This is a genomic window from Mesorhizobium sp. 1B3 (assembly GCF_050958605.1).
Classification (GTDB): domain Bacteria; phylum Pseudomonadota; class Alphaproteobacteria; order Rhizobiales; family Rhizobiaceae.
Map to the genome: position 1 here is coordinate 146,634 of NZ_JBJHDO010000012.1, position 19,811 is coordinate 166,444.

Annotated in this window: 16 protein-coding genes; 12 read left to right on the top strand and 4 right to left on the bottom strand. The window is 62.3% G+C overall.

What is annotated here, in order from left to right:
* Nucleotides 1-6: 6 nt before the first annotated feature.
* Nucleotides 7-717, bottom strand: coding sequence for a nitroreductase (locus tag ACCO56_RS26610; RefSeq protein WP_433643928.1), 711 nt, complete (start codon nt 715-717; stop codon nt 7-9).
* Nucleotides 718-892: 175 nt separating this feature from the next.
* Here ACCO56_RS26610 and ACCO56_RS26615 point away from each other — a divergent pair, with 175 nt between their 5' ends.
* The 4 genes from ACCO56_RS26615 (at nt 893) to ACCO56_RS26630 (ending at nt 7,701) form a co-directional block, all read left to right on the top strand.
* Nucleotides 893-1,486: a helix-turn-helix domain-containing protein gene (locus ACCO56_RS26615; RefSeq protein ID WP_433643929.1), complete on the top strand. Its 594-nt coding sequence runs from the start codon at nt 893-895 to the stop codon at nt 1,484-1,486.
* Between the two features lie 17 nt (nt 1,487-1,503).
* Nucleotides 1,504-3,954, top strand: a complete 2,451-nt coding sequence (locus ACCO56_RS26620; protein ID WP_433643930.1) for a GcvT family protein — start codon at nt 1,504-1,506, stop codon at nt 3,952-3,954.
* A gap of 124 nt (nt 3,955-4,078) precedes the next feature.
* Nucleotides 4,079-5,260, top strand: coding sequence for a pyridoxal phosphate-dependent aminotransferase (locus ACCO56_RS26625; RefSeq protein WP_433643996.1), 1,182 nt, complete (start codon nt 4,079-4,081; stop codon nt 5,258-5,260).
* A complete protein-coding gene (locus tag ACCO56_RS26630; RefSeq protein WP_433643931.1) occupies nt 5,257-7,701 on the top strand; it encodes a GcvT family protein in 2,445 nt (814 codons plus the stop codon). The genes ACCO56_RS26625 and ACCO56_RS26630 overlap by 4 nt, the downstream gene beginning before the upstream one ends.
* 42 nt (nt 7,702-7,743) lie before the next feature.
* Here ACCO56_RS26630 and ACCO56_RS26635 read toward each other — a convergent pair whose 3' ends face one another.
* Nucleotides 7,744-9,024 carry an extracellular solute-binding protein gene (locus ACCO56_RS26635; RefSeq protein WP_433643932.1) on the bottom strand — a complete coding sequence of 427 codons (1,281 nt, stop codon included), beginning with the start codon at nt 9,022-9,024 and terminating at the stop codon, nt 7,744-7,746.
* Between the two features lie 193 nt (nt 9,025-9,217).
* Here ACCO56_RS26635 and ACCO56_RS26640 point away from each other — a divergent pair, with 193 nt between their 5' ends.
* Entirely contained in the window at nt 9,218-9,868 is a 651-nt protein-coding gene (locus ACCO56_RS26640; RefSeq protein ID WP_433643933.1) for a GntR family transcriptional regulator, read from the top strand.
* 10 nt (nt 9,869-9,878) lie between these two features.
* Here ACCO56_RS26640 and ACCO56_RS26645 read toward each other — a convergent pair whose 3' ends face one another.
* Nucleotides 9,879-11,270 carry an FAD-dependent oxidoreductase gene (locus ACCO56_RS26645; protein WP_433643934.1) on the bottom strand — a complete coding sequence of 464 codons (1,392 nt, stop codon included), beginning with the start codon at nt 11,268-11,270 and terminating at the stop codon, nt 9,879-9,881.
* Nucleotides 11,271-11,365: 95 nt separating this feature from the next.
* On the opposite strand from ACCO56_RS26645, the gene ACCO56_RS26650 reads away from it, so the two are divergent.
* Genes ACCO56_RS26650 through ACCO56_RS26670 form a run of 5 tightly spaced genes read left to right on the top strand, consistent with a single transcriptional unit; the run spans nt 11,366 to nt 17,339 of the window.
* Nucleotides 11,366-12,790, top strand: a complete 1,425-nt coding sequence (locus ACCO56_RS26650; RefSeq protein ID WP_433643935.1) for an NAD-dependent succinate-semialdehyde dehydrogenase — start codon at nt 11,366-11,368, stop codon at nt 12,788-12,790.
* Nucleotides 12,791-12,844: 54 nt separating this feature from the next.
* Nucleotides 12,845-13,714, top strand: coding sequence for a carbohydrate ABC transporter permease (locus tag ACCO56_RS26655; protein WP_433643936.1), 870 nt, complete (start codon nt 12,845-12,847; stop codon nt 13,712-13,714).
* Nucleotides 13,711-14,550 carry a carbohydrate ABC transporter permease gene (locus ACCO56_RS26660; RefSeq protein ID WP_433643937.1) on the top strand — a complete coding sequence of 280 codons (840 nt, stop codon included), beginning with the start codon at nt 13,711-13,713 and terminating at the stop codon, nt 14,548-14,550. The genes ACCO56_RS26655 and ACCO56_RS26660 overlap by 4 nt, the downstream gene beginning before the upstream one ends.
* A gap of 48 nt (nt 14,551-14,598) precedes the next feature.
* Nucleotides 14,599-16,272, top strand: a complete 1,674-nt coding sequence (locus ACCO56_RS26665; RefSeq protein WP_433643938.1) for a GMC family oxidoreductase — start codon at nt 14,599-14,601, stop codon at nt 16,270-16,272.
* Nucleotides 16,269-17,339: an ABC transporter ATP-binding protein gene (locus ACCO56_RS26670; protein ID WP_433643939.1), complete on the top strand. Its 1,071-nt coding sequence runs from the start codon at nt 16,269-16,271 to the stop codon at nt 17,337-17,339. Before ACCO56_RS26665 ends, ACCO56_RS26670 begins: the two co-directional genes overlap by 4 nt.
* Nucleotides 17,340-17,407: 68 nt before the next feature.
* Here the strand turns inward: ACCO56_RS26670 and ACCO56_RS26675 are convergent, their stop codons facing one another.
* On the bottom strand, nt 17,408-18,229 hold the full coding sequence (locus tag ACCO56_RS26675; protein WP_433643940.1) for a creatininase family protein: 822 nt from the start codon (nt 18,227-18,229) through the stop codon (nt 17,408-17,410).
* Nucleotides 18,230-18,343: 114 nt separating this feature from the next.
* On the opposite strand from ACCO56_RS26675, the gene ACCO56_RS26680 reads away from it, so the two are divergent.
* Together ACCO56_RS26680 and ACCO56_RS26685 are read left to right on the top strand one after the other, a co-directional pair.
* On the top strand, nt 18,344-18,577 hold the full coding sequence (locus tag ACCO56_RS26680) for a hypothetical protein (RefSeq protein ID WP_433643941.1): 234 nt from the start codon (nt 18,344-18,346) through the stop codon (nt 18,575-18,577).
* A 224-nt stretch (nt 18,578-18,801) separates the two neighbouring features.
* Nucleotides 18,802-19,806, top strand: coding sequence for an ABC transporter substrate-binding protein (locus ACCO56_RS26685; RefSeq protein ID WP_433643942.1), 1,005 nt, complete (start codon nt 18,802-18,804; stop codon nt 19,804-19,806).
* Nucleotides 19,807-19,811 lie beyond the last annotated feature (5 nt).

Genomic DNA, 19,811 nt, shown 5'->3' on the forward strand with positions numbered 1-19,811 from the left:
AGATGATCACTTCAGAAACTTGACCCATTCTTCCTGGGGTGCCCGCTCGGTTCGGAAGTTGTTCTCCGGCTTCGAGGTATCCTCGTAGCCAAGCGCGATGCCGCAAACGAGGATCTCCTCGTCGGCCATGCCGATCACCGGCCGGATTTGCTTGTGATAGGGCGCAAAGGCCGCCTGGGGACAGCTATGCAATCCCCGCCCCCGTGCCGCGATCATGATGTTCTCGAGGAACATGCCGAGGTCGATCCAAGAGCCCTGATTCAATCTTCGATCGATCGTGAACAGCATGCCGACGGGCGCATCGAAGAAGATGAAGTTCCGGTCGTGCTGTTCGCGCATCCGATCCACTTCGCGGCGTCCGATACCGAGCGCGGAATAGAGACCGAAGCCGACAGTCCTGCGCCGCGTCAGATAGGGCTCGAAGAATTGGTCGGGATAATATTTGTACTCGTCCCAGACCGCCTTCTCCGCCCGGACACCGGAATTGAGAATCGCGTCGGCGATCCTGTCCTTCACCGCGCCAGTGGTCACATAGACCCGCCAAGGCTGCATGTTGGTGCCCGATGGCGCGCGGGACGCCACGTCCAGGATTTCACGTATGGTGGCATCGCTGACCGGATCGGGCAGGAAAGCGCGCACGGACCGTCGCGACGTGATCGCCTCATCGACGATCGCCGCCTCGTCCATAAGATCATTTTTTCTTTCCGGTGCGAGCATGATTCAAGACTTTCCGCAGTCCGGATTCCGACCCCTGACGAACTTCCCCCGTGAGCAGCCTTTGCACGAGCCGCTTTCATACCGCAAGCAAATCTTGCGCCCTGTGAAATTTACATTGATTTTTTCACGAACCCGTCACATATGAAATTCCTGCTTTCTTTTTCATGAGGCTGCCATGCCGTCACGACCAGCCCTTCAGGACGCGGGAGAAGCGCCCGAAGGCGCAATGCTGGCGGGCGACATCCGAGCCCTGCGCAAGGCGCGCGGCCTTACGATTTCCGAAGTCGCCATCCGTCTCGGCCGGTCGGTCGGCTGGGTCAGCCAGATCGAACGTGGCCTGTCCGTGCCGTCGCTCGGCGACCTCAGAGCCCTTGCCGGCCTCTTCGGCGTGCCGCTCAGTCTTTTCTTCGCACACGACGTCGCCGACGATGCGGAGCGCGGCGTGATCGTGCGCGCCGGACGACGGCGCATCCTCGGCACGAGTGATTCGGGTCTGGTGGAGGAACTGCTCTCGCCGGATCTTGGGGGGAGCTTCGAGCTCCTTCGCTCCGTCTTCGCGCCGGGTGCCGAACTTGCCGACTTGGCCAATCGGCCGACGGAAGAAGCAGGCTATATCGTCTCGGGCCGTTTCGACATCGAGATCGCCGGAAACTGGCACCACCTGGCGGAAGGCGACAGCTTCCGTTTCAGCAGCAAGCCGTTTCGCTGGAAAAATCCCGGCACTGAGCCGGCAGTGGTCATCTGGGTGGTGTCGCCGCCTGTCTATTGAACCTGGAGGGAGGAGCAATGACTGATTTGCCAAGCACGGCCCGCGTGGTGATCATCGGCGGCGGCGCCGTCGGCGTCTCGTCCCTTTATCATCTGGCGAAGGCCGGCTGGACCGACTGCATTCTTCTCGAGAAGAACGAGCTCACGTCCGGCTCGACCTGGCACGCAGCCGGCAACGTTCCGACCTTCTCTTCCTCCTGGTCGCTGATGAACATGCAGCGCTATTCGGCTGCGCTTTATCGCGGCCTCGCCGAGGAAGTCGGTTATCCCATGAACTATCACGTCACCGGTTCCCTCCGGCTCGCCCACACGGATGAGCGCATGCAGGAATTCCAGCGCGTCAAGGGGATGGGCCGCTATCAGGGCATGGCCATCGATGTAATCGGACTGGACCAGATCAAGGCGCATTATCCCTTTATCGAGGCGCATGAGCTGAAAGGCGCCCTTTACGATCCGAGCGACGGCGATATCGATCCGGCACAGCTCACGCAGGCGCTCGCCAAGGGCGCCCGCGACCGGGGCGCAAGGATCGTGCGTTTCTGCCCGGCCACGGCCGTGGGCAGGAAAGGCGGCGACTGGATCGTCACGACGCCGCATGGCGAGATCGGCTGCGAGTATGTGGTGAACGCCGCCGGCTACCGGGCGGCCGAAGTCGGCAGGCTGTTCGGCCGCAACGTACCGATGATGGTGATGAGCCATCAATACATCCTGTTCGACGAGATCCCCGAGCTCGCCGCGTGGACACGCGAGAACGACCGGAAGCTGCCGCTGCTGCGCGACGTCGACACTTCCTATTACCTGCGCCAGGAAAAGAACGGCATGAATCTCGGGCCCTATGAGCGCAATTGCCGCGCCCATTGGGCAAGCCCCGGCGATCCCATGCCGGACGACTTCTCCTTCCAGCTCTTCCCGGACGATCTGGAGCGGCTCGAGCACTATCTCGACGACGTGGCCCGCCGGGTGCCGATCCTCGGAACGGCCGGCCTTTCGAAGGTCATCAACGGCCCGATCCCCTACACACCCGACGGAAACCCGCTGATCGGCCCGATGCCGGGCGTGCCCAAGGCATTCGAGGCCTGCGTCTTCACCTTCGGAATCGCCCAGGCCGGCGGCGCCGGCAAGGTGCTCGCCGAATGGGTGACCGAAGGCCGTACGGAATGGGACATGTGGTCCTGCGACCCTCGCCGCTTCACCGCCTTCGCTTCGGAAAAGGACTATTGCGTCGCCAAGGGCATGGAGGTCTACGGCCACGAATACGCGATCCAATTCCCGCGCCTGGCCTGGCCGGCCGGCCGCAACCGCAAGCTCTCGCCGATCCATGACCGGATCGCGGCGCTGGGCGCGCAATTCAACGCCTACAACGGTTGGGAACGGGCGACGTGGTACGCAAAACCCGGTGACGACGTTTCGGAGCTGGCGGCGCAAACCTTCGGGCGATCCGGGCCGTGGGAGGAACGCGTCCGGCAGGAATGCCTGACGGTGCGCGACGCCGCCGGCATCCTGGACCTGCCCGGCTTTTCGCGATTCAGGCTGCAAGGCAAAGGCGCCCGCGACTGGCTGTCCACCATGATCACGGGCAACGTGCCGAAACCCGGCCGGATCGGCCTCGCCTATTTCGCCGACGACGCTGGCCGCATCGTCACCGAAATGTCGATCATGGCGCTGGATGAGGATTTCTTCTTCCTGATCACCCCGGCCGTGGCGGAACTTCACGACTTCGAGTGGCTAGAGAGGCATCTTCCCCAAGGGACTCGAATGTCTCTACAAAATGTCACAGACAGTTTCACATGTCAGATCCTCACCGGCCCGAACTCGCGCGACATTCTGGCCGAGATCACCGAGGCCGATCTCAACCTGCCCTGGCTTTCACACCAATCGGTCCGGATCGCCGACCGCTGGTGCCAGCTCGTCCGGGTTTCCTTTGCCGGCGAACTGGGCTGGGAAATCCATTCCAAGCTCGACGATACCGCAGCGATCTTTGACGCCGCATGGGCGGCCGGCCAGAAACACGGCTTGAAGCCGTTCGGGATGTTCGCCCTCGACGCGCTACGCCTCGAAAAGGGATATCGCGCCTGGAAGCAGGATCTTTCGACCGACTACACCGTACTCCAGGGCGGCCTCGAACGTTTCGTCGCTTGGAACAAGCCCGACTTCAAGGGAAAGGCGGCGCTGCTCGACGAGAAGCAGCAAGGCGTGAAGAAACGTTTCGTCACGCTGCTCGTCGAGGCTGGCGACTACGACGCGCCGTACATGTCGACGCTCTGGCATGACGGACAGATCGTCGGCGAGACGACGTCGGGAGGATGGGGCTACCGGCTGAACAAGTCGATCGCGCTCGGCATGCTGCGCGCCGACCTCGCCCAACCCGGAACGCAGGTGGAAATCGAGATCTTCGGTCAGCGCTACCCGGCGCTGGTGCAGGAAGACAAGCCCCTCTGGGATCCAGAGAACGCACGCTTGAGAGGATGACGTGCCCGCGCGTCTCTGCCCCTCGCCGGAAGTGGCCCGAAGAGCCGGATGGGGTGGCGCTGTTTGACACCTTCTCCGCCCTGCTATGCTAGGCGTTTCCCCCATGATCACGAGAAAGCACCGTATGCCCCATCCCTCCTCCCGCATCACCGGCATCATTCCATCCGGCAAGGACGGCTGGGAGGTCCATTTCTTGGCCATGACACGCAGGCAGGCCGGCGAGGACATCATCATGCTGTCCGTGGGCGACCATGATTTCGACACGCCGTCCGAGACGGTGGAGGCTTGCGTGAGAGCCGTTCGCGACGGTTTCCATCACTATACCCAGCTTCCCGGCATTCCGAAGCTTCGCAAGGCCATGGCCGACGTTTCGACCCGCTCGACCGGCTGTATCACCGACAAGGACGAGATCATCGCCACGCCCGGAGGCCAGGCGGCACTCTACGCAGCCGTTCAGGCCGTGCTGGATCCCGGTGGCCATGCGATCGTCGTGGCTCCCTATTACGCCACCTACCCCGGCACGTTCCGCGCCGCCGGGGCCGGTTTCACTGTCGTCGAAACCCGCGCCGAGGACGGCTTCCAGCCGAATGTCGCAGCGATCGAAAAGGCGGTCGAGCCGAACACGCGCGCGATCCTCATCAACACGCCGAACAATCCGACCGGGGCGGTCTATACGCGCAAGTCGCTCGAAGGCATTGCGGAGATATGCATACGCCACGATCTGTGGCTCCTGTCCGACGAGGTCTACTGGACGCTCGGTGGCGGCGAACACATTTCGCCACGCTCCTTGCCCGGCATGGCGGAACGCACATTGGTCCTCAACTCGATGTCGAAAAGCCACGGCATGACCGGCTGGCGCATCGGCTGGGTGACCGGTCCGACGAGCCTGATCCGGCAACTGGTCAGCCTCAACCTCGTCACCACTTACGGCCTGACCGACTTCGTCTCCCATGCCGCCACCGAGGCGCTCGAAAACGACTATGGCGTGAAGGAAATCGCCGAGCGATACGCGGCGCGCCGCACCGTCTTCCTCGACGCCGTGCGCGGCATGAACGAGGTCACCGTGCGAGGCTCGGCCGGTGGCATGTATGTCATGCTCGATGTGCGTGCCGTGGAGCCCGATTGCGAAAAATTCGCCTGGGCCTTCCTAGAAAAGGAAAGGGTCAGCGTGATGCCGGGCATCAGCTTCGGCGACGCCGCCAAGGGCCATGTCCGCATCAGCCTGTGCCAGCCCGAGGACATCCTGCGCGAGGCGGCCGAGAGGCTGCGCCGTTTCGTATCAACCCATCGGAGCAAGGCCGCATGAAGCCGATTCCCGCAAAGGCGCGCGCGGTCATCATCGGCGGCGGCGTTTCCGGCTGCTCGGTCGCCTACCATCTGGCGAAGTTGGGCTGGAGCGACATCGTGTTGCTGGAACGCAAGCAGCTTACCTCAGGCACGACCTGGCATGCGGCGGGATTGATCGGGCAGTTGCGCGCTTCGCAGAACATGACGCGTCTCGCGAAATATTCGGCGGACCTTTATGTGAAACTGGAAGCCGAGACCGGTGTCGCCACCGGAATGCGTCAGGTCGGATCCATAACCGTGGCCTTGACCGAGGAGCGCAAGCACGAAATCTATCGGCAGGCTTCGCTAGCGCGCGCCTTCGATGTCGACGTGCGCGAGATTTCGTTGGCCGAGGTGAAGGAGATGTATCCGCATCTCAACGTCTCCGGCGTGGTCGGCGCGGTTCACCTGCCGCTCGACGGCCAGTGCGATCCCGCCAACATTGCCATGGCGCTCGCGAAGGGCGCCCGTCAGAGAGGCGTGGGGATCGTCGAGAATGTGAAGGTGACGGACGTCCACGTCAGGGACGGCCGCGTCACCGGCATCTCCTGGGAAAGCGGTGGCGAGCGCGGCACGATCGACAGCGACATCGTCGTCAACTGCGCCGGCATGTGGGCGCGGGAATTGGGCGCCCGGAACGGCGTCGCCATTCCCCTCCATGCCTGCGAGCATTTCTATCTCGTCACCGAACCCATTCCCGGCTTGTCTCGGTTGCCGGTGCTGCGCGTTCCCGACGAATGCGCTTATTACAAGGAGGACGCCGGCAAGATGATGCTGGGCGCCTTCGAGCCCGTCGCCAAGCCGTGGGGCATGGCTGGCATCCCGGAAGACTTCTGCTTCGACCAGTTGCCGGAGGATTTTGCTCATTTCGAGCCGATCCTGGAGATGGGCGTCAAACGCATGCCGATGCTCGGAACCGCCGGTATCCATACCTTCTTCAACGGGCCGGAGAGTTTCACGCCGGACGACCGCTACTATCTCGGCGAAGCGCCGGAGCTTCGCGGCTACTGGGTGGCAGCGGGCTACAATTCGATCGGTATCGTCTCGTCGGGCGGCGCCGGCATGGCGCTCGCGCAATGGATCCATGACGGGGAAGCACCCTTCGATCTCTGGGAAGTCGACATCCGTCGCACCCAGCCCTTCCAACAGAACCGTCGCTATCTCCGGGAGCGTGTCTCGGAAACGCTTGGGCTGCTCTACGCCGACCATTTCCCCTATCGGCAAGTCACGACCGCCCGTGGCGTCCGCCGCTCGCCGCTGCACGAACACCTGAAGGCGCGTGGCGCCGTCTTCGGCGAGGTCGCCGGCTGGGAACGCGCCAACTGGTTCGCGCGCGACGGGCAGGAACGCGAGTACCGCTACTCCTGGAAGCGACAGAATTGGTTCGACAACCAGCGCGACGAACACCTGGCGGTGCGCAATGGCGTCGGCCTTTTCGACATGACCTCCTTCGGCAAGATCCGGGTCGAGGGGCGCGACGCTCTCGCCCTCCTGCAGCGGCTTTGCGCCAACGATCTGAACGTCCTTCCTGGCAGGATCGTCTACACGCAGATGCTGAACCGCAAAGGCTGCATCGAAAGCGACCTCACCGTCTCGCGGCTTTCCGAAACTGCATTCCTGCTCGTCGTACCAGGGGCGACGCTGCAACGGGATTTGGCATGGCTGCGCAAGCATCTCGCCGAAGAATCCGTGGTGATCACCGACGTGACCGCCGCTGAGAGCGTCCTTTGCCTGATGGGACCGAGGTCCCGAGAGCTGATCCAGAAGGTGAGCCCGAACGATTTCTCAAATGAGACCAATCCCTTCGGCACGTTTCAGGAGATCGAGATCGGCCTGGGTCTAGCCCGTGCCCACCGTGTCACCTATGTCGGCGAGCTCGGTTGGGAACTCTATGTACCGACCGACCAGGCAGCCCATGTTTTCGAGGCCATCGAGGCGGCAGGCGAGGAATTCGGCCTGAAACTGTGCGGACTTCACGCGCTCGATTCCTGCCGCATGGAGAAGGCGTTCCGCCATTTCGGCCACGACATCACGGACGAGGACCACGTGTTGGAAGCGGGCCTCGGCTTTGCCGTGAAAACCGCCAAGGGTGATTTCGTCGGCCGCGACGCCGTGTTGCGCCGAAAGGACGAGGGCCTGTCGCGCCGGCTCGTCCAGTTCAGGCTTGCCGATCCCACCCCCCTCCTCTTCCACAACGAAGCGATCGTTCGCGACGGCCGGATCGTCGGCACGATCACCTCTGGCAATTACGGTCACCATCTCGGCGGCGCGATCGGGCTGGGCTACGTACCCTGCCGGGGCGAAAGCGAAGCCACGCTGCTTTCGTCCTCCTACGAGATCGAGATCGCCGGCGAACGCTTCGCGGCCGAAGCGTCGCTCATGCCGATGTACGATCCGAGGGCGGAGCGCGTGAAGGCCTAGAGCGCTCCTGCCATAGCTGTTTTCCCGTCAGGGCCTTGTGTTCTATTTCGCAAGCCGCTCGATGCGGGACTGCATGGAGCTTGCGGCGTTCTCCGGCGACTTCAAGCCGAGCACGGCCGCCTGCGACTCCTCCCGGAAGATGGCCGCCACTTCGATTGAACGCTCGAAGGATGACGGGATCACCTGCGCGATTGTCAAAGCCTCCGATTCGGCCTTGGTGTAGGGAAATTTCTGCTGCAGGCGAGGATCCGAATAGGCGGACGGATCCACGGGTCCGTTTCCGTTCATGGCGATGCGGATCGTGGCCTCCTTCGTGGCCAATGCGCGCATCAGTGAGTAAGCCAGATCCTTGTTCTTGGCATTGCGCGGAATGGCCATCGACCAGATTTCCGTGATGGCGGTGCCCTTCGGATTTGTGGCCGAAGGCGTCACCACCACATCGATCTGCCCGGGAAACTTCGAACTGTCGGGATTGTTGTAGACCGAGTAGCGCGCGAACGGATCGATCGCCATGGCAGCTTGGCCGTTCTGCATAGCAGTGATCACGTCGTCGATGGTCATCGTCGCATAATTCTGCGCCAGCACGCCGTCCTTGTAGAGCTGAGCCATGGTCGCCAAGCCCTTCACCATTTCTGGGCTATCGGCAGTGACCTTGCCATTCTCGTCGAACAGCCGCGCGCCGAATGCTGAAAGGAGAGTCAGGACCGCGACGTGTTCGTCGCCGGAATTCATGACCAGTCCCGCCACTCGCGTGCCGTCCGGTCGGGTATAGCTCATCTTGCGGGCGGTTTCGATCAGCTCGTCGAGGGTCTTCGGCGCATGGTCCACTCCCTGCTCGGCAAACAGCGTCTTGTTCCAGTGCAACCCGGTCGTGGCATGGCGGAACGGGATTGCGGTCAGGTGCCCCTCATAAGTCAACGCCTTCTTCATGGGGTCGGGAATAGCATCGAGAATCTCGATCGGTTCCGCTTTCAGGCGATCGTCCAATGGCTCGAGCAGAGCGGCGATACGCGGCGTATGGAACTTGTTGATCACGAATGCCAAGTCGACCGAGCTCTCAGCCAGCGATAGTTCGCGCCCAAGACGATCATGAATCGGATCGATATTGCCGGTCACCCAGTTCAGTTCGACTGAATTCGCCTTTGCCCATTCACCGGCGACGTCGCCCCCACTCGTCCCGGCGACGAGCCCGCGCGCCACGTTTTCGTGCACCTTGTGGGAAAGGACGGTGACCGTCTTGGTTTGTGCCCCCGCCACCGAGAGACAAAGTCCGGTGCAAACCGTCACACCGGCGGCCAGAACCATACGCCTCGTAAATCTCATAACCACTCCTCCATGTCTGATTGTCAAGAAATTGGATCCATTGGTATGGATCCAATCAGGAAATGAGCCTTTGGTCAATTGCCTCTCGCAACGCGGGGCGGCTGGACAACGAGCAGAACCATGCCTAGCATTCTTGGATCCATGATTGCGGATGTGTCCGCCTAGAGCTGGAGGTCGATGCGTGGAACGGGCGGTGCGTTTTAAGAGTGCGGCGGACTACGCCACCTCCGAAATCCAGCGTATGATTCTGGCCGGCGAATTGCCTGCGGGAGAGCGACTGGACCAGATTCGGCTTGCCGAGCAGCTCGACGTCAGCCGTCATCCTGTCCGCCAGGCGATCGAACGGCTGGCGGAACGAGGATTTGTCCAGCTCAGCCCCCATCGTAGCGCAATCGTAACGGCACATTCCGTCAGCGATCTCATCGAGCTCTACTCTCTGCGCGAAAAGCTGGAGGACATGGCGCTTCGTGCGAGCTGGCCTGCCCTCGCGACCGGAGGAATAGCGGAACTGGAGGCGATCCACGCGCGGCTCGCAGCGCAGGATTCCCAGTCCGATATCGAAGGCTACATGCATGAGAACAGGGCTTTTCATCTGCGCTTCTATCGCGATTGCGGCAACCGCCATCTGCTGCGCACGATCGCGACGCTTTTCGACCTGTCCGAGCGCTATCAGCGGACGGCCCTGAACACCGAGCGGCGACAAAACCAGTCGCGGGAAGAGCATGCCGCGATGATGGATGCTCTTCGCGCCAAGGATCTGGAACTCCTGAGCGAGCGACTGAAGGCGCACAACCGTGGAACCCAGGAGCAGGTCTGCGCCCTGCTCACCGCGAACGGGTCCTAGCCCGTTCCTTTCAGCGGGTGCCGTCCAGGATCGCACCCTGCTCGCGCAAGGTCTGGCGCAGGCGACCGACCGGAATGTCGCGCAGATTGGCGTGATTTGTCTGTCCGGCAGCCATCGCGGTCAGGCTGCCAGCTGCCTGCCCCATGGCCATACAACTGCCCATGACGCGGGCCGATCCTTGCGCCTCACGGCTGGCGGAAAGGCAGCGCCCCGCGATGACCACATTATCGATGCCTTTCGGCAGCAGGCTTGAAAGCGGTATATCGTAGGAACCGCCATCTGCCACCGGAATGCGGATCTGGCCGGTTCCGTCCTGATGAATGTCGACATGGTGGCAGCCCTTGGCAACGCCGTCGTCGCGTTTTCTGGCTTCCAACACATCTTCCGCCGTAAGAATGTAGTCGCCGACGACGCGCCGCGTTTCGCGTATCCCGATCCGAGGCGACATTCCCGAGATACTTGCCGCACCGAAACCGGGAACCGAATTGCGCAGGAATTCCGCGCATTGGAACACCTGGCCGGAGAGAACGCGCAAGGCAGTTGCGACATTGTCCGTTCTCGTCGGATCATCGAGCGCAATGCGCGTGGCGTTGATGCATACCTCGCGACGCACATCCGAGGTCGGCTGGATCATCACCAGCGCGGTCGGGAACATCTGCCCTGTCTGGATGGCGTTGCCGAGCAGCGGGCCATCTCCCTTGAAAAATACGCAGGGCTGGCCTTGGCGATAGATTTCCTCGGTGATCTCGCGATCCGTACGTCCCCCGCGTATTGCATCGCTCTCGCCGACGGCCACGCATTCCGGATGATCCCGGACGTAAGACAACAGCGCCTCGCCGTCCACATTGGCCATTCGAAACATCATCGACATGGGCTGGGGCTTCTCGTCCCGCCCCACGCTGAGCATCTCCGCGCCGGCCATGGCACAGAGGTCTCCGTCGCCGGAGGCATCCACAAAGGCGCGTGCGGAGAGCAACTGCCGCCCTGCCTTGTTGCGGACGATGACCCCGGAAACCTTGCCGCCGGTCTGGACGACCTCCTCGGCGAAGGTCTGCAGATAAACGCTTACCCCGGCATCGAAGACCAGACGGGGAATGGCGATCTTCATGATTTCCGGATCGTAGGCGACGTACTGGATCAGCCGCCAGTCGTTCAGTTTAGCCACGAAGCCGCCCATGCCACGGCAAAGCTGCAGCAGGTCGTTGAGGACCCCTCCCACAGTGTCCTCCCCCCGACCGTTGATGGCGCCGTCGACGGTCATTCCCGTCAGCAGTTCCCCACCGAGCATCTGCCCTGCTTCCACGAGCGCCGTCCTTGCCCCGTTTCGCGCCGCCGCCACTGCGGCGGCAATTCCGGCGCTGCCTCCCCCAAGCACGATGACGTCATAGTCTACGTTCTTCACGATCGGTCTCCCTTCGTTGCCGCGTCGAAGAGGTTATTGCAATCTTGGATCCATGATGCAATATGCTTCATGCAATCGAATGAAGGGAGGAGCCATTGCAGTGGGGCAAGCTCAACATCGCGGGGAGCAACAAGGACCAGAAGCAGGGGGATGCGGCAATCAACGATCCCGCGACCGGTGCGCCCATCGGCTATGTGCCCGCCATGTCCGCCGAAACGGTACGTTCCGCGATCGGCATGGCGCATGATTCGCTTGCCGGGTGGTCGGCAACCGTGCCGCAGGAGCGGTCCAGAATATTGCGACGCCTCTCGCAATTGATTGCCGAACATGCCGAGGATCTTGCTCATCTCCTGACTGCGGAGCAGGGCAAGCCCTTGGCCGAAGCGCGCGCCGAAATCGGATCTGCGGCCGGCTATTTCGAGTTTTTCTCCGAGGAAGCGCGCCGCTTGAACGGCGAAATCATTGCTTCGCCGCGTGCTGATAGCCGCCTCCTCGTCACGCACAAGCCGATCGGGGTTGTCGGTGCCATTACGCCATGGAACTTCCCGGCATCGATGGTCGCGAGAAAGCTGGCACCGGCCTTGGCGGCCGGCTGCACCGTCGTCCTGAAGCCAGCACCGCAGACGCCGCTTTCAGCGCTGGCGATGGCCGAGCTGGGTCGTCAGGCAGGGCTTCCCGAGGGCGCCTTGCAGGTCGTCACGGGAGATGCGGCCACGATCGGCGCAGTACTGACGGGGGATCCACGCATCAGCTTCCTGAGCTTTACCGGCTCGACGGCCACGGGCCGCCTCCTCTACCAGCAATGCGCCGGAACGATAAAGAAGCTCGGGCTGGAACTGGGCGGCCACGCACCTTTCATCGTTCTTCCCGATGCCGACATTGAAAAAGCGGCAACGGCAGCCGCGGCGGCCAAGTTCCGCAACTCCGGCCAGACCTGCGTCTGCCCGAACCGGTTCTTCATCCACGAGGCGGTCTATGCCGCGTTTCTCCAGCGCTTTCTCGTCGAGGTGGACCGGCTTGTCCCGGGAGACGGACGCGACCCGAAAAGCACGCTGGCTCCTCTGATCGATCAAGCAGCCCTCGTGAAGGTGGAGCGTCACGTGTCCGACGCATTGGGCAAGGGCGCAAAGCTGACCCGCGGCGGCCGCCGCGCGCCCATCGGCGGAAACTGGTACGAAGCGACAGTGCTCGAGAATGTCGGACCGACGATGATGGTGTCCTGCGAGGAAACATTCGGTCCGGTGGCGGCCTTGAGCAGCTTCACCGATCTTGATCAGGTCAAGGCCTCGGTCAATGCGTCGCAGTACGGCCTGGCCGGTTACATCTGGGGGCGCGACATCGCAATGTTGCTGAAGACCGCCGAGTCGCTGGAACTCGGCATGGTCGGGATCAACGCTATCCATCTCGGAATGGAAATGGCGCCGATCGGTGGCGTCAAGCAATCCGGACTTGGCCGCGAGGGGGGACATGTCGGAATCCTGGAATATTGCGAGCCGCAATATCTCCTGCTCGGCGTATAGCCGGGGCCCGGCCGGCTCGCTCATGACGACAACCAATCACAAAACGGAAGATACATGCACAGTCGGCCGCGCCTGACCACTTGGCTCTACATGTCGCCGCTCCACCTGCTCTTGCTCGCCATCCTGACGATACCCTCACTATATGTCCTGTGGCTCAGTTTGAACGAGTCCAGTTACGGAACCGGACTTACATGGGTGGGGCTCGACAATTACCGAGCGGTCTTTGAAGACGGTTACTTCTGGCGAGCAGCGGTCAACACGTTCTTCGTTGTCAACGGCGTGGTCTATGTCGAGCTGCTGCTGGGGCTCGCGCTCGCAACACTGTTCGTATCCGGCGTCCCCCTTCGCGGCTTGATGTTCGCCTGCGTCCTGATGCCTTACGCCATCTCCGAGGTCGTGGCTGTCCTTGTCTGGAAAATGATGATGGATCCGAGCGTGGGCGCCATCGCGCGAAGCCTCGAAGGCATGGGCTTCGGCATGCTGAACTGGAGCGCTTCGCCTGTCATCGGGCTGACGCTGGTCGGCGTGATCAATATCTGGACCCACCTGCCCTTCACGTTCCTGATGATCTACGCCGGACTCCTCGCGATCGACTCTTCGCTCTACGAGGCAGCGCAGATCGACGGCGCCACACGCTGGCAGCGCTTCATGCGGATCACGCTGCCTTTGCTTGTACCGACGCTCCTGATAACGCTTATCTTCCGTCTCATCTTCGCCTTCCGAATGTTCTCGGAAGTTTGGCTGCTGACCAAGGGCGGACCGGCGCGCATGTCGGAGGTCCTCGCCGTCTACCTCTATCAGCACGGTTTCCGTTACGGCGATTTCGGCATCGCCTCGGCCACGGGGTGGATGATGGTGCTGGGCTCCCTCCTGCTGGCGTCCGTATTTCTTCTTGCCATGCAGCGCAGCATGAAGGGCGCATGATGCAGACGACTTTCTCACCGCTCGAGCGGATCGCTCGCGGCCTTTTCCTGGCCTTCATGCTGGTCTGGTCGATCGGGCCGATTCTCTTCATCGTGATGTCGTCGTTCAAGCGCCAGGTGGATATCTTCACCTACCCGCCGAAACTCGCCTTCACGCCGACCGTCGACAACTACTTCAAGCTGGTCAGCCAATGGCAAGGTTTTTTCAACGCCATGGGAAACAGCTTGATCGTGGCGCTGGGTGCCACCGTCCTTGCGGGCGCCGTCAGCTTCCTCGGCGGATATGCCTATTCGCGATATCGCAGCAGGCTGACCTCATGGATGGCGGTCTACATGATCGCGGTCCGCGTGCTGCCACCGATAGTCGTGACACTGCCCTTGTTTCCTGTCGTCGACCGGCTTGGCCTCAGCGACACCCACATCGTGCTGATCCTGCTTTACGCGACGTTCTGGGTGTCGCTGAACACAATGATCATGAAGAACTTCTTCGATCAGATTCCTTATGAATTGGATGAGGCAGCCTATGTCGACGGCGCCAGCGAATGGCAGTTGGTCAGCCGCATCCTCGCGCGCCTGACGCTCCAAGGCATGGCGGCAGGGTCGATCTTCGTCTTCGTGTATGCCTGGAACGAGTACCTCTTCGCATTGATCTTCACCACCAACAACGCCAAGACCGCGCCGTTGATCCTGAGCGAGCTCATGGGAGCGGTCGACGGTACGGAATGGGGCGTGCTTTTCGCAGGGGTGACGCTGCAACTCATGCCCGTCGTGCTGCTCGTTACATTGGCGCGTCGCTATCTGATCGCCGGCCTGACGGCAGGAGCGGTGAAGGGCTGAGACAGCATCGCAATCCATGCAGCCAGGCGCTCCCTCGGATCAAACATCATGAACAATCCCGAAACATACGATTATATCGTGGTAGGAGGCGGCTCCGCCGGCTGCCTGCTTGCCGCCCGCCTCAGCGAGGATGCCGGCACCTCCGTGCTCCTGATCGAGGCCGGCCCCCGGGATCTTAACCCCTGGTTGCACGTACCGTCGGGTTTCTTCAAGACCATCAACAATCCGCGCTACGACTGGCGGTATGAAACCGAACCGGAGCCGGCGCTCAACAACCGCCGTATCGCGTGGCCGCGCGGGCGCGTTCTGGGCGGATCGAGCGCGATAAACGGACTGATCTACATTCGTGGGCATGCGGACGATTTCAACGACTGGGCGCAACGAGGCAATTCCGGATGGGGTTGGGCCGATGTTCTTCCGGCCTTCCGGGCGGTGGAGTCGCAGGCACGAGGCGCCAGTGAGTTCCACGGAGCCGGTGGGGGCCTGGGCGTCGAAGACCCGGCCGTGGGATTGGAGCTGGTCACCCGCTTCATCGAGGCTGGCAGGCAGGCCGGACTGCCCTTGAATGACGATTTCAACGGAGCCGGCCAGGAAGGGGTAGGCCGCTTCCAGCTCACCACGAAGCATGGCCGTCGTTCTTCCAGTGCCCGCTCGTTCCTTGCAGCGGCCGCCCGCCGACAGAATCTGAAAATCCTCACCGGCGTTGAAGCCGAGCAGTTGAAACTGGAGGGAAGCCGCGTCACCGGCATTCGTTGTCGTCGCCACGATAAGGTTCTGCATCTGCGTTGTCGCAGGGAAATCGTCCTGACCGCGGGCACCATCGGCTCCACGCAGATCCTTCAGCTTTCCGGCATTGGAGATCCCGAACGACTCGAAGCCGTCGGGATAACGCCGACACACGCCCTCCCCGGGGTCGGGCGGCACCTTCAGGACCATCTGCAGTCGCGTCTGGTCCTGCGCTTGAACCGCCCGATCAGCCTGAACAGCTTGACCCGCGGGCCATCTCGAAAACTGCTTATCGGCTTGGACTATCTCCTGCGTCGCAAGGGGGTGCTGAGCTTCGGCGCGTCCCTGGCGGGAGGCTTTGCCCGGACGCGACTGTCGCCGGATCGACCCGACGTGCAGTTTCACTTTCAGCCGCTAAGCCTCGACAGCTACGATGGCGGGCTGCATCCCTTCCCGGGCGCGACGATTTCCGCGTGCCAGTTGCGGCCAGAAAGCGAGGGAACGATCTTCGTTGTCTCGCCCGATCCTGCGGTCCGTCCCGAAATCCGCGCAAACTATCTCGCGACCGAGCGCGACCGGCTCACGATGGTCGAGGGATTCCGCTGGACGCGTCGTATCGCGTCGGCTCCCGCTCTGGCAGAGATGGTCGCGGAGGAATACCGGCCCGGTCCGGCGGTCGAGAGCGACGACGAGATCCTCGACTACATACGGACGACCGGCAGTTCGATCTATCACCCCAGCGGCACATGTCGGATGGGCCCCGACCCCGATCGCGGTGATGTCGTAGACTCGCGCCTGCGGGTGCACGGGCTGGCGGGAATCAGGGTGGCGGATTGCTCGATCATGCCGCGGCTGATCTCCGGCAATACCAACGCGGCAGCGATCATGATCGGCGAGCGCGCAGCCCAATTCATACGGGAAGACATGGCGGCAAGCATTGGCGGCGCCGTGCCGACGACCACACCAAGCTCGCACGGAATAGGGAGATTTGCATGACAGAGGTCAAACTTTCCGGCATCCGGAAATTCTATGGCAAGCTCGAAGTCATTCCCTCTCTCGATCTGCACATCGAGGATGGCGAGTTCGTGGTGCTGGTCGGCCCATCGGGGTGCGGCAAGTCCACCCTGCTGCGCATGATCGCCGGCCTTGAACAGATCGACCACGGCGATCTTCTGATCGCTGGCAGGCGGGTCAACGATCTGTCTCCGAAGGAGCGCAACATCGCCATGGTCTTCCAGAACTATGCGCTCTACCCTCACATGACGGTTCGAGAGAACATGGCGTTCTCCCTGCGGCTGGCCAAGGGCGACAAGGCGGTAATCGACAAGCAGATCGGCAGGGCGTCGGAAATCCTCGGACTCGCGCCGTTGCTCGACAGACTGCCGCGGCAGCTTTCCGGCGGACAGCGCCAGCGCGTCGCCATGGGCCGCGCCATCGTGCGCGACCCCGCCGTGTTTCTGTTCGACGAACCGCTCTCGAACCTCGACGCCAAGCTGAGGGTGCAGATGCGAGCCGAAATCCGCCGCCTTCACGACAGGCTCGGGGCAACGACGATCTACGTAACCCACGACCAGATCGAGGCCATGACGATGGCCGACAAGATCGTGGTGCTGCGGGACGGCACGGTTGAGCAGGTGGGCCGCCCCATGGATCTATACTTCAGGCCGGCGAACCTTTTCGTTGCCACATTCCTTGGGAGCCCCGAGATGAACCTGTTGCCCGCTACCCGCGATCCGGGAGGCTTTGACCTCGGGGAAGACGGGAAGCTTGCGGGCGAAGGCCGGTCTGGCGGAACGGGTCCCCGCGACGTGACGATTGGCATCCGCCCCCACGACATAAGGCTTCAGCCCGCGGAAAACGCCGCGGTCACCGCGGCGGTCGCGCTTGTGGAGCGAACCGGGGCCGAGACGGTCATCACCGGCACGCTCCCGAGCGGCCGCACCGTCTGCGTCGTTGCGCCCGGGCAGATCGCTGCACGTGCGGGCGACCGCATCGGCTTGGCATTCAACCCGGCACATCTTCATTGCTTCGACACGAAGAGTGGGCACGCGCTGGCGAGCTAATTCGATCGGCACCTCGGCTTTTCAGCGGTGATCTCTCACCGCCCTGGAAGAGGGCTTGGGAAGGCGAGCTACTTCAGGTAATCCGCGAGCTTCGCCTTGCGTATGTCACGGAGCAGGCGCACGAAGCCGGCGGCCTGATGCTCGGCGGTCAACCGGCCCTTCTCGGCCGTGGCCACGGCCGCATTGCCCACCACGCCGTGCGGATTGAGATCGGCGGCAAGCCACGCGAAGGCATGCGTGCCGGTGTGTCGCAACAGCTCGAAGTCCTTCTCCGCCTGGGCTACGCCGGAGACGAAGTTCTCGGCCTTCGACATATCGACCAGATCCGGCCGGAAATGCAGCATCAGCGAGGTCTCGACATCGCCGCCATGGATGCCGTGGCGATCCTCGAGTTCTGGATACATGCCGGCAGGGCGCCCGAAACGCTGCCAGCTCGTCTTCACGGCCATCATGGAGAAGCGCACACGCAATTCACGCGTGACGATGCCCATGATCTCCTCGTTCCCGCCATGCGAATTGACGACGACCAGCTTGCGCACGCCGACGCGGGCGACGGAAGCGCCGAGTTCGGTCCACGCATCGATCAGCGTGGCCGGCGGCAATGTCAGCGTACCCAGCGCATGGATGTGCTCGTTCGATTTACCGACGGCCTGTACCGGCAGGATGCGAACGTCCAGATCGACGGGCAAGCTGGCGATGACCGTCTCCAGCATGCCCTCCATGATGGTCGTGTCGGTCGAAACGGGCAGATGCGGCCCGTGCTGTTCGATGGCCGCGACCGGCAGCACGGCGATGGTCGCTTCGGGATCGATCGCGGCAAACTCGGTCGTCTTATAGTCGCCCCACGAGGCGCGCCTTCCCGTTCCCGTCACATCAACCTCGCCGGACATCAACTTCCCGATTTGCATATTTCAGGCCGGCGTCTTTTGTAAGGCCCAGACCACCAAATTTGCCTAAGGCGCCCGCGGCCCTAGATATCCAAGCACACCACCTCGGAGACGACCATGCTGATTATCTGGCTCGGCGGAGCGCTTGTCATTGCGGGGCTGCTTTATCTCGCCGGACAAGCCATCTGGCGCGGTCGAATGAGCGAGGCGCCGCAGGCGCGTCCGGCTCCGTCAAAAGGCACCCTGGAGCCGCCGCAGCGCGGCGTCCGGTTTCTTGCACTCGGGCCGAACTGGCCTGGGCTGGCCTTGATGGTTGCCGGTGCTCTCCTGCTCCTGGTCGGCGCTCTCTGAGTTACCACAATCCACCGCGTTTCAGGACGCCGCGGCCGCCTCGGCACTTGTGGACAGACGTGCAAAAAATAGGCACCATGCCGGAGGCGAAGGCATAAGCCACCCGGCTATGTCCACCCGCCGGCCCCAGGCTGCCGACTTGGTCCGGCACGCCCGATGGCACACATCTTGCTTTTCTTTTAGCGTCGTGCTCCCCGGCGCGGGGGCGAAAATGGGTGGTGTCGATGAACAGCAACTACAGAATTTGCGGGGCCGCTTTGGCATTGCTGGCGGCCTCCGCGATGAGCGCGCAAGCCGCCGAAAAGGTGAGCTTCGGAACCAACTGGCTCGCGCAGGCCGAGCATGGCGGCTACTATCAGGCCGTAGCGGATGGCACCTATGCTGCCTGCGGCCTCGACGTCACCATCGTGCCCGGGGGACCGCAAGTCAGCGGCCGCCCCCTGCTGCTGGCAGGCAAGCTCGACTTCTACATGGGCGGCAACCTCCTGCAGGCTTTCGACGCCGTGCAGCAGAACATCCCGCTCAAAATCGTCGCGGCCACGTTCCAAAAGGAGCCACAGGTCGTGATGTCCCATCCGGGCCAGGGCCTCGACAAATGGGAAGATCTGAAGAATGCCGACCAGTACATCATCGGCGACGAGGGTGCCCAAAGCTTCCTTCAGTGGATGATCACCGAATATGGCTTCGATCCCGCTAAACGCGTGCCTTACACGTACAACACCGCCCCCTTCCTCGCCAATCCGAAGTCCATTCAGCAGGGCTACGTGACCTCCGAGCCTTTTGCGGTGGAGAAGGAGGGCGGTTTCAAGCCGAACCTGTTCCTGCTGGCCGACTATGGTTTCTCCACCTACGCGACGACGATCGAGACGATGGACAAGACCATCACCGAGCGGCCTGATGTCGTGCAGTGCTTCGTCGATGGCTCGGCCAAGGGCTGGTACAATTATCTCTACGGCGACAACAAAACCGCCAACGAGATGATCAAGAAGGACAATCCCGACATCACCGACGAGCAGATCGCCTTTTCGATAGACAAGATGAAGGAGTTCGGCATCGTTGATTCCGGCGACAGCGAAAAGCTCGGCATCGGCGCTATGACGGACGAACACATCCAAAGCTTCTATGACAAGATGGTGAAGGCGAAGGTCGTGCCGGCAGGACTGGACATCAAGAAGTCCTACACTCTGCAGTTCGTCAACAAGGGCGTCGGGCTCGATCTCAAGAAATAAAGCCG

What these genes read in the sequence shown, in the direction of transcription:
- ACCO56_RS26625 (WP_433643996.1), top strand. Translation starts at nt 4,079, where the DNA reads ATGCCCCATCCCTCCTCCCGCATCACCGGCATCATTCCATCCGGCAAG.
- ACCO56_RS26655 (WP_433643936.1), top strand. Translation starts at nt 12,845, where the DNA reads ATGCACAGTCGGCCGCGCCTGACCACTTGGCTCTACATGTCGCCGCTC.
- ACCO56_RS26620 (WP_433643930.1), top strand. Translation starts at nt 1,504, where the DNA reads ATGACTGATTTGCCAAGCACGGCCCGCGTGGTGATCATCGGCGGCGGC.
- ACCO56_RS26615 (WP_433643929.1), top strand. Translation starts at nt 893, where the DNA reads ATGCCGTCACGACCAGCCCTTCAGGACGCGGGAGAAGCGCCCGAAGGC.
- ACCO56_RS26630 (WP_433643931.1), top strand. Translation starts at nt 5,257, where the DNA reads ATGAAGCCGATTCCCGCAAAGGCGCGCGCGGTCATCATCGGCGGCGGC.
- ACCO56_RS26685 (WP_433643942.1), top strand. Translation starts at nt 18,802, where the DNA reads ATGAACAGCAACTACAGAATTTGCGGGGCCGCTTTGGCATTGCTGGCG.
- ACCO56_RS26635 (WP_433643932.1), bottom strand. Translation starts at nt 9,024, where the DNA reads ATGAGATTTACGAGGCGTATGGTTCTGGCCGCCGGTGTGACGGTTTGC.
- ACCO56_RS26610 (WP_433643928.1), bottom strand. Translation starts at nt 717, where the DNA reads ATGCTCGCACCGGAAAGAAAAAATGATCTTATGGACGAGGCGGCGATC.
- ACCO56_RS26670 (WP_433643939.1), top strand. Translation starts at nt 16,269, where the DNA reads ATGACAGAGGTCAAACTTTCCGGCATCCGGAAATTCTATGGCAAGCTC.
- ACCO56_RS26675 (WP_433643940.1), bottom strand. Translation starts at nt 18,229, where the DNA reads ATGTCCGGCGAGGTTGATGTGACGGGAACGGGAAGGCGCGCCTCGTGG.
- ACCO56_RS26660 (WP_433643937.1), top strand. Translation starts at nt 13,711, where the DNA reads ATGATGCAGACGACTTTCTCACCGCTCGAGCGGATCGCTCGCGGCCTT.
- ACCO56_RS26665 (WP_433643938.1), top strand. Translation starts at nt 14,599, where the DNA reads ATGAACAATCCCGAAACATACGATTATATCGTGGTAGGAGGCGGCTCC.
- ACCO56_RS26680 (WP_433643941.1), top strand. Translation starts at nt 18,344, where the DNA reads ATGCTGATTATCTGGCTCGGCGGAGCGCTTGTCATTGCGGGGCTGCTT.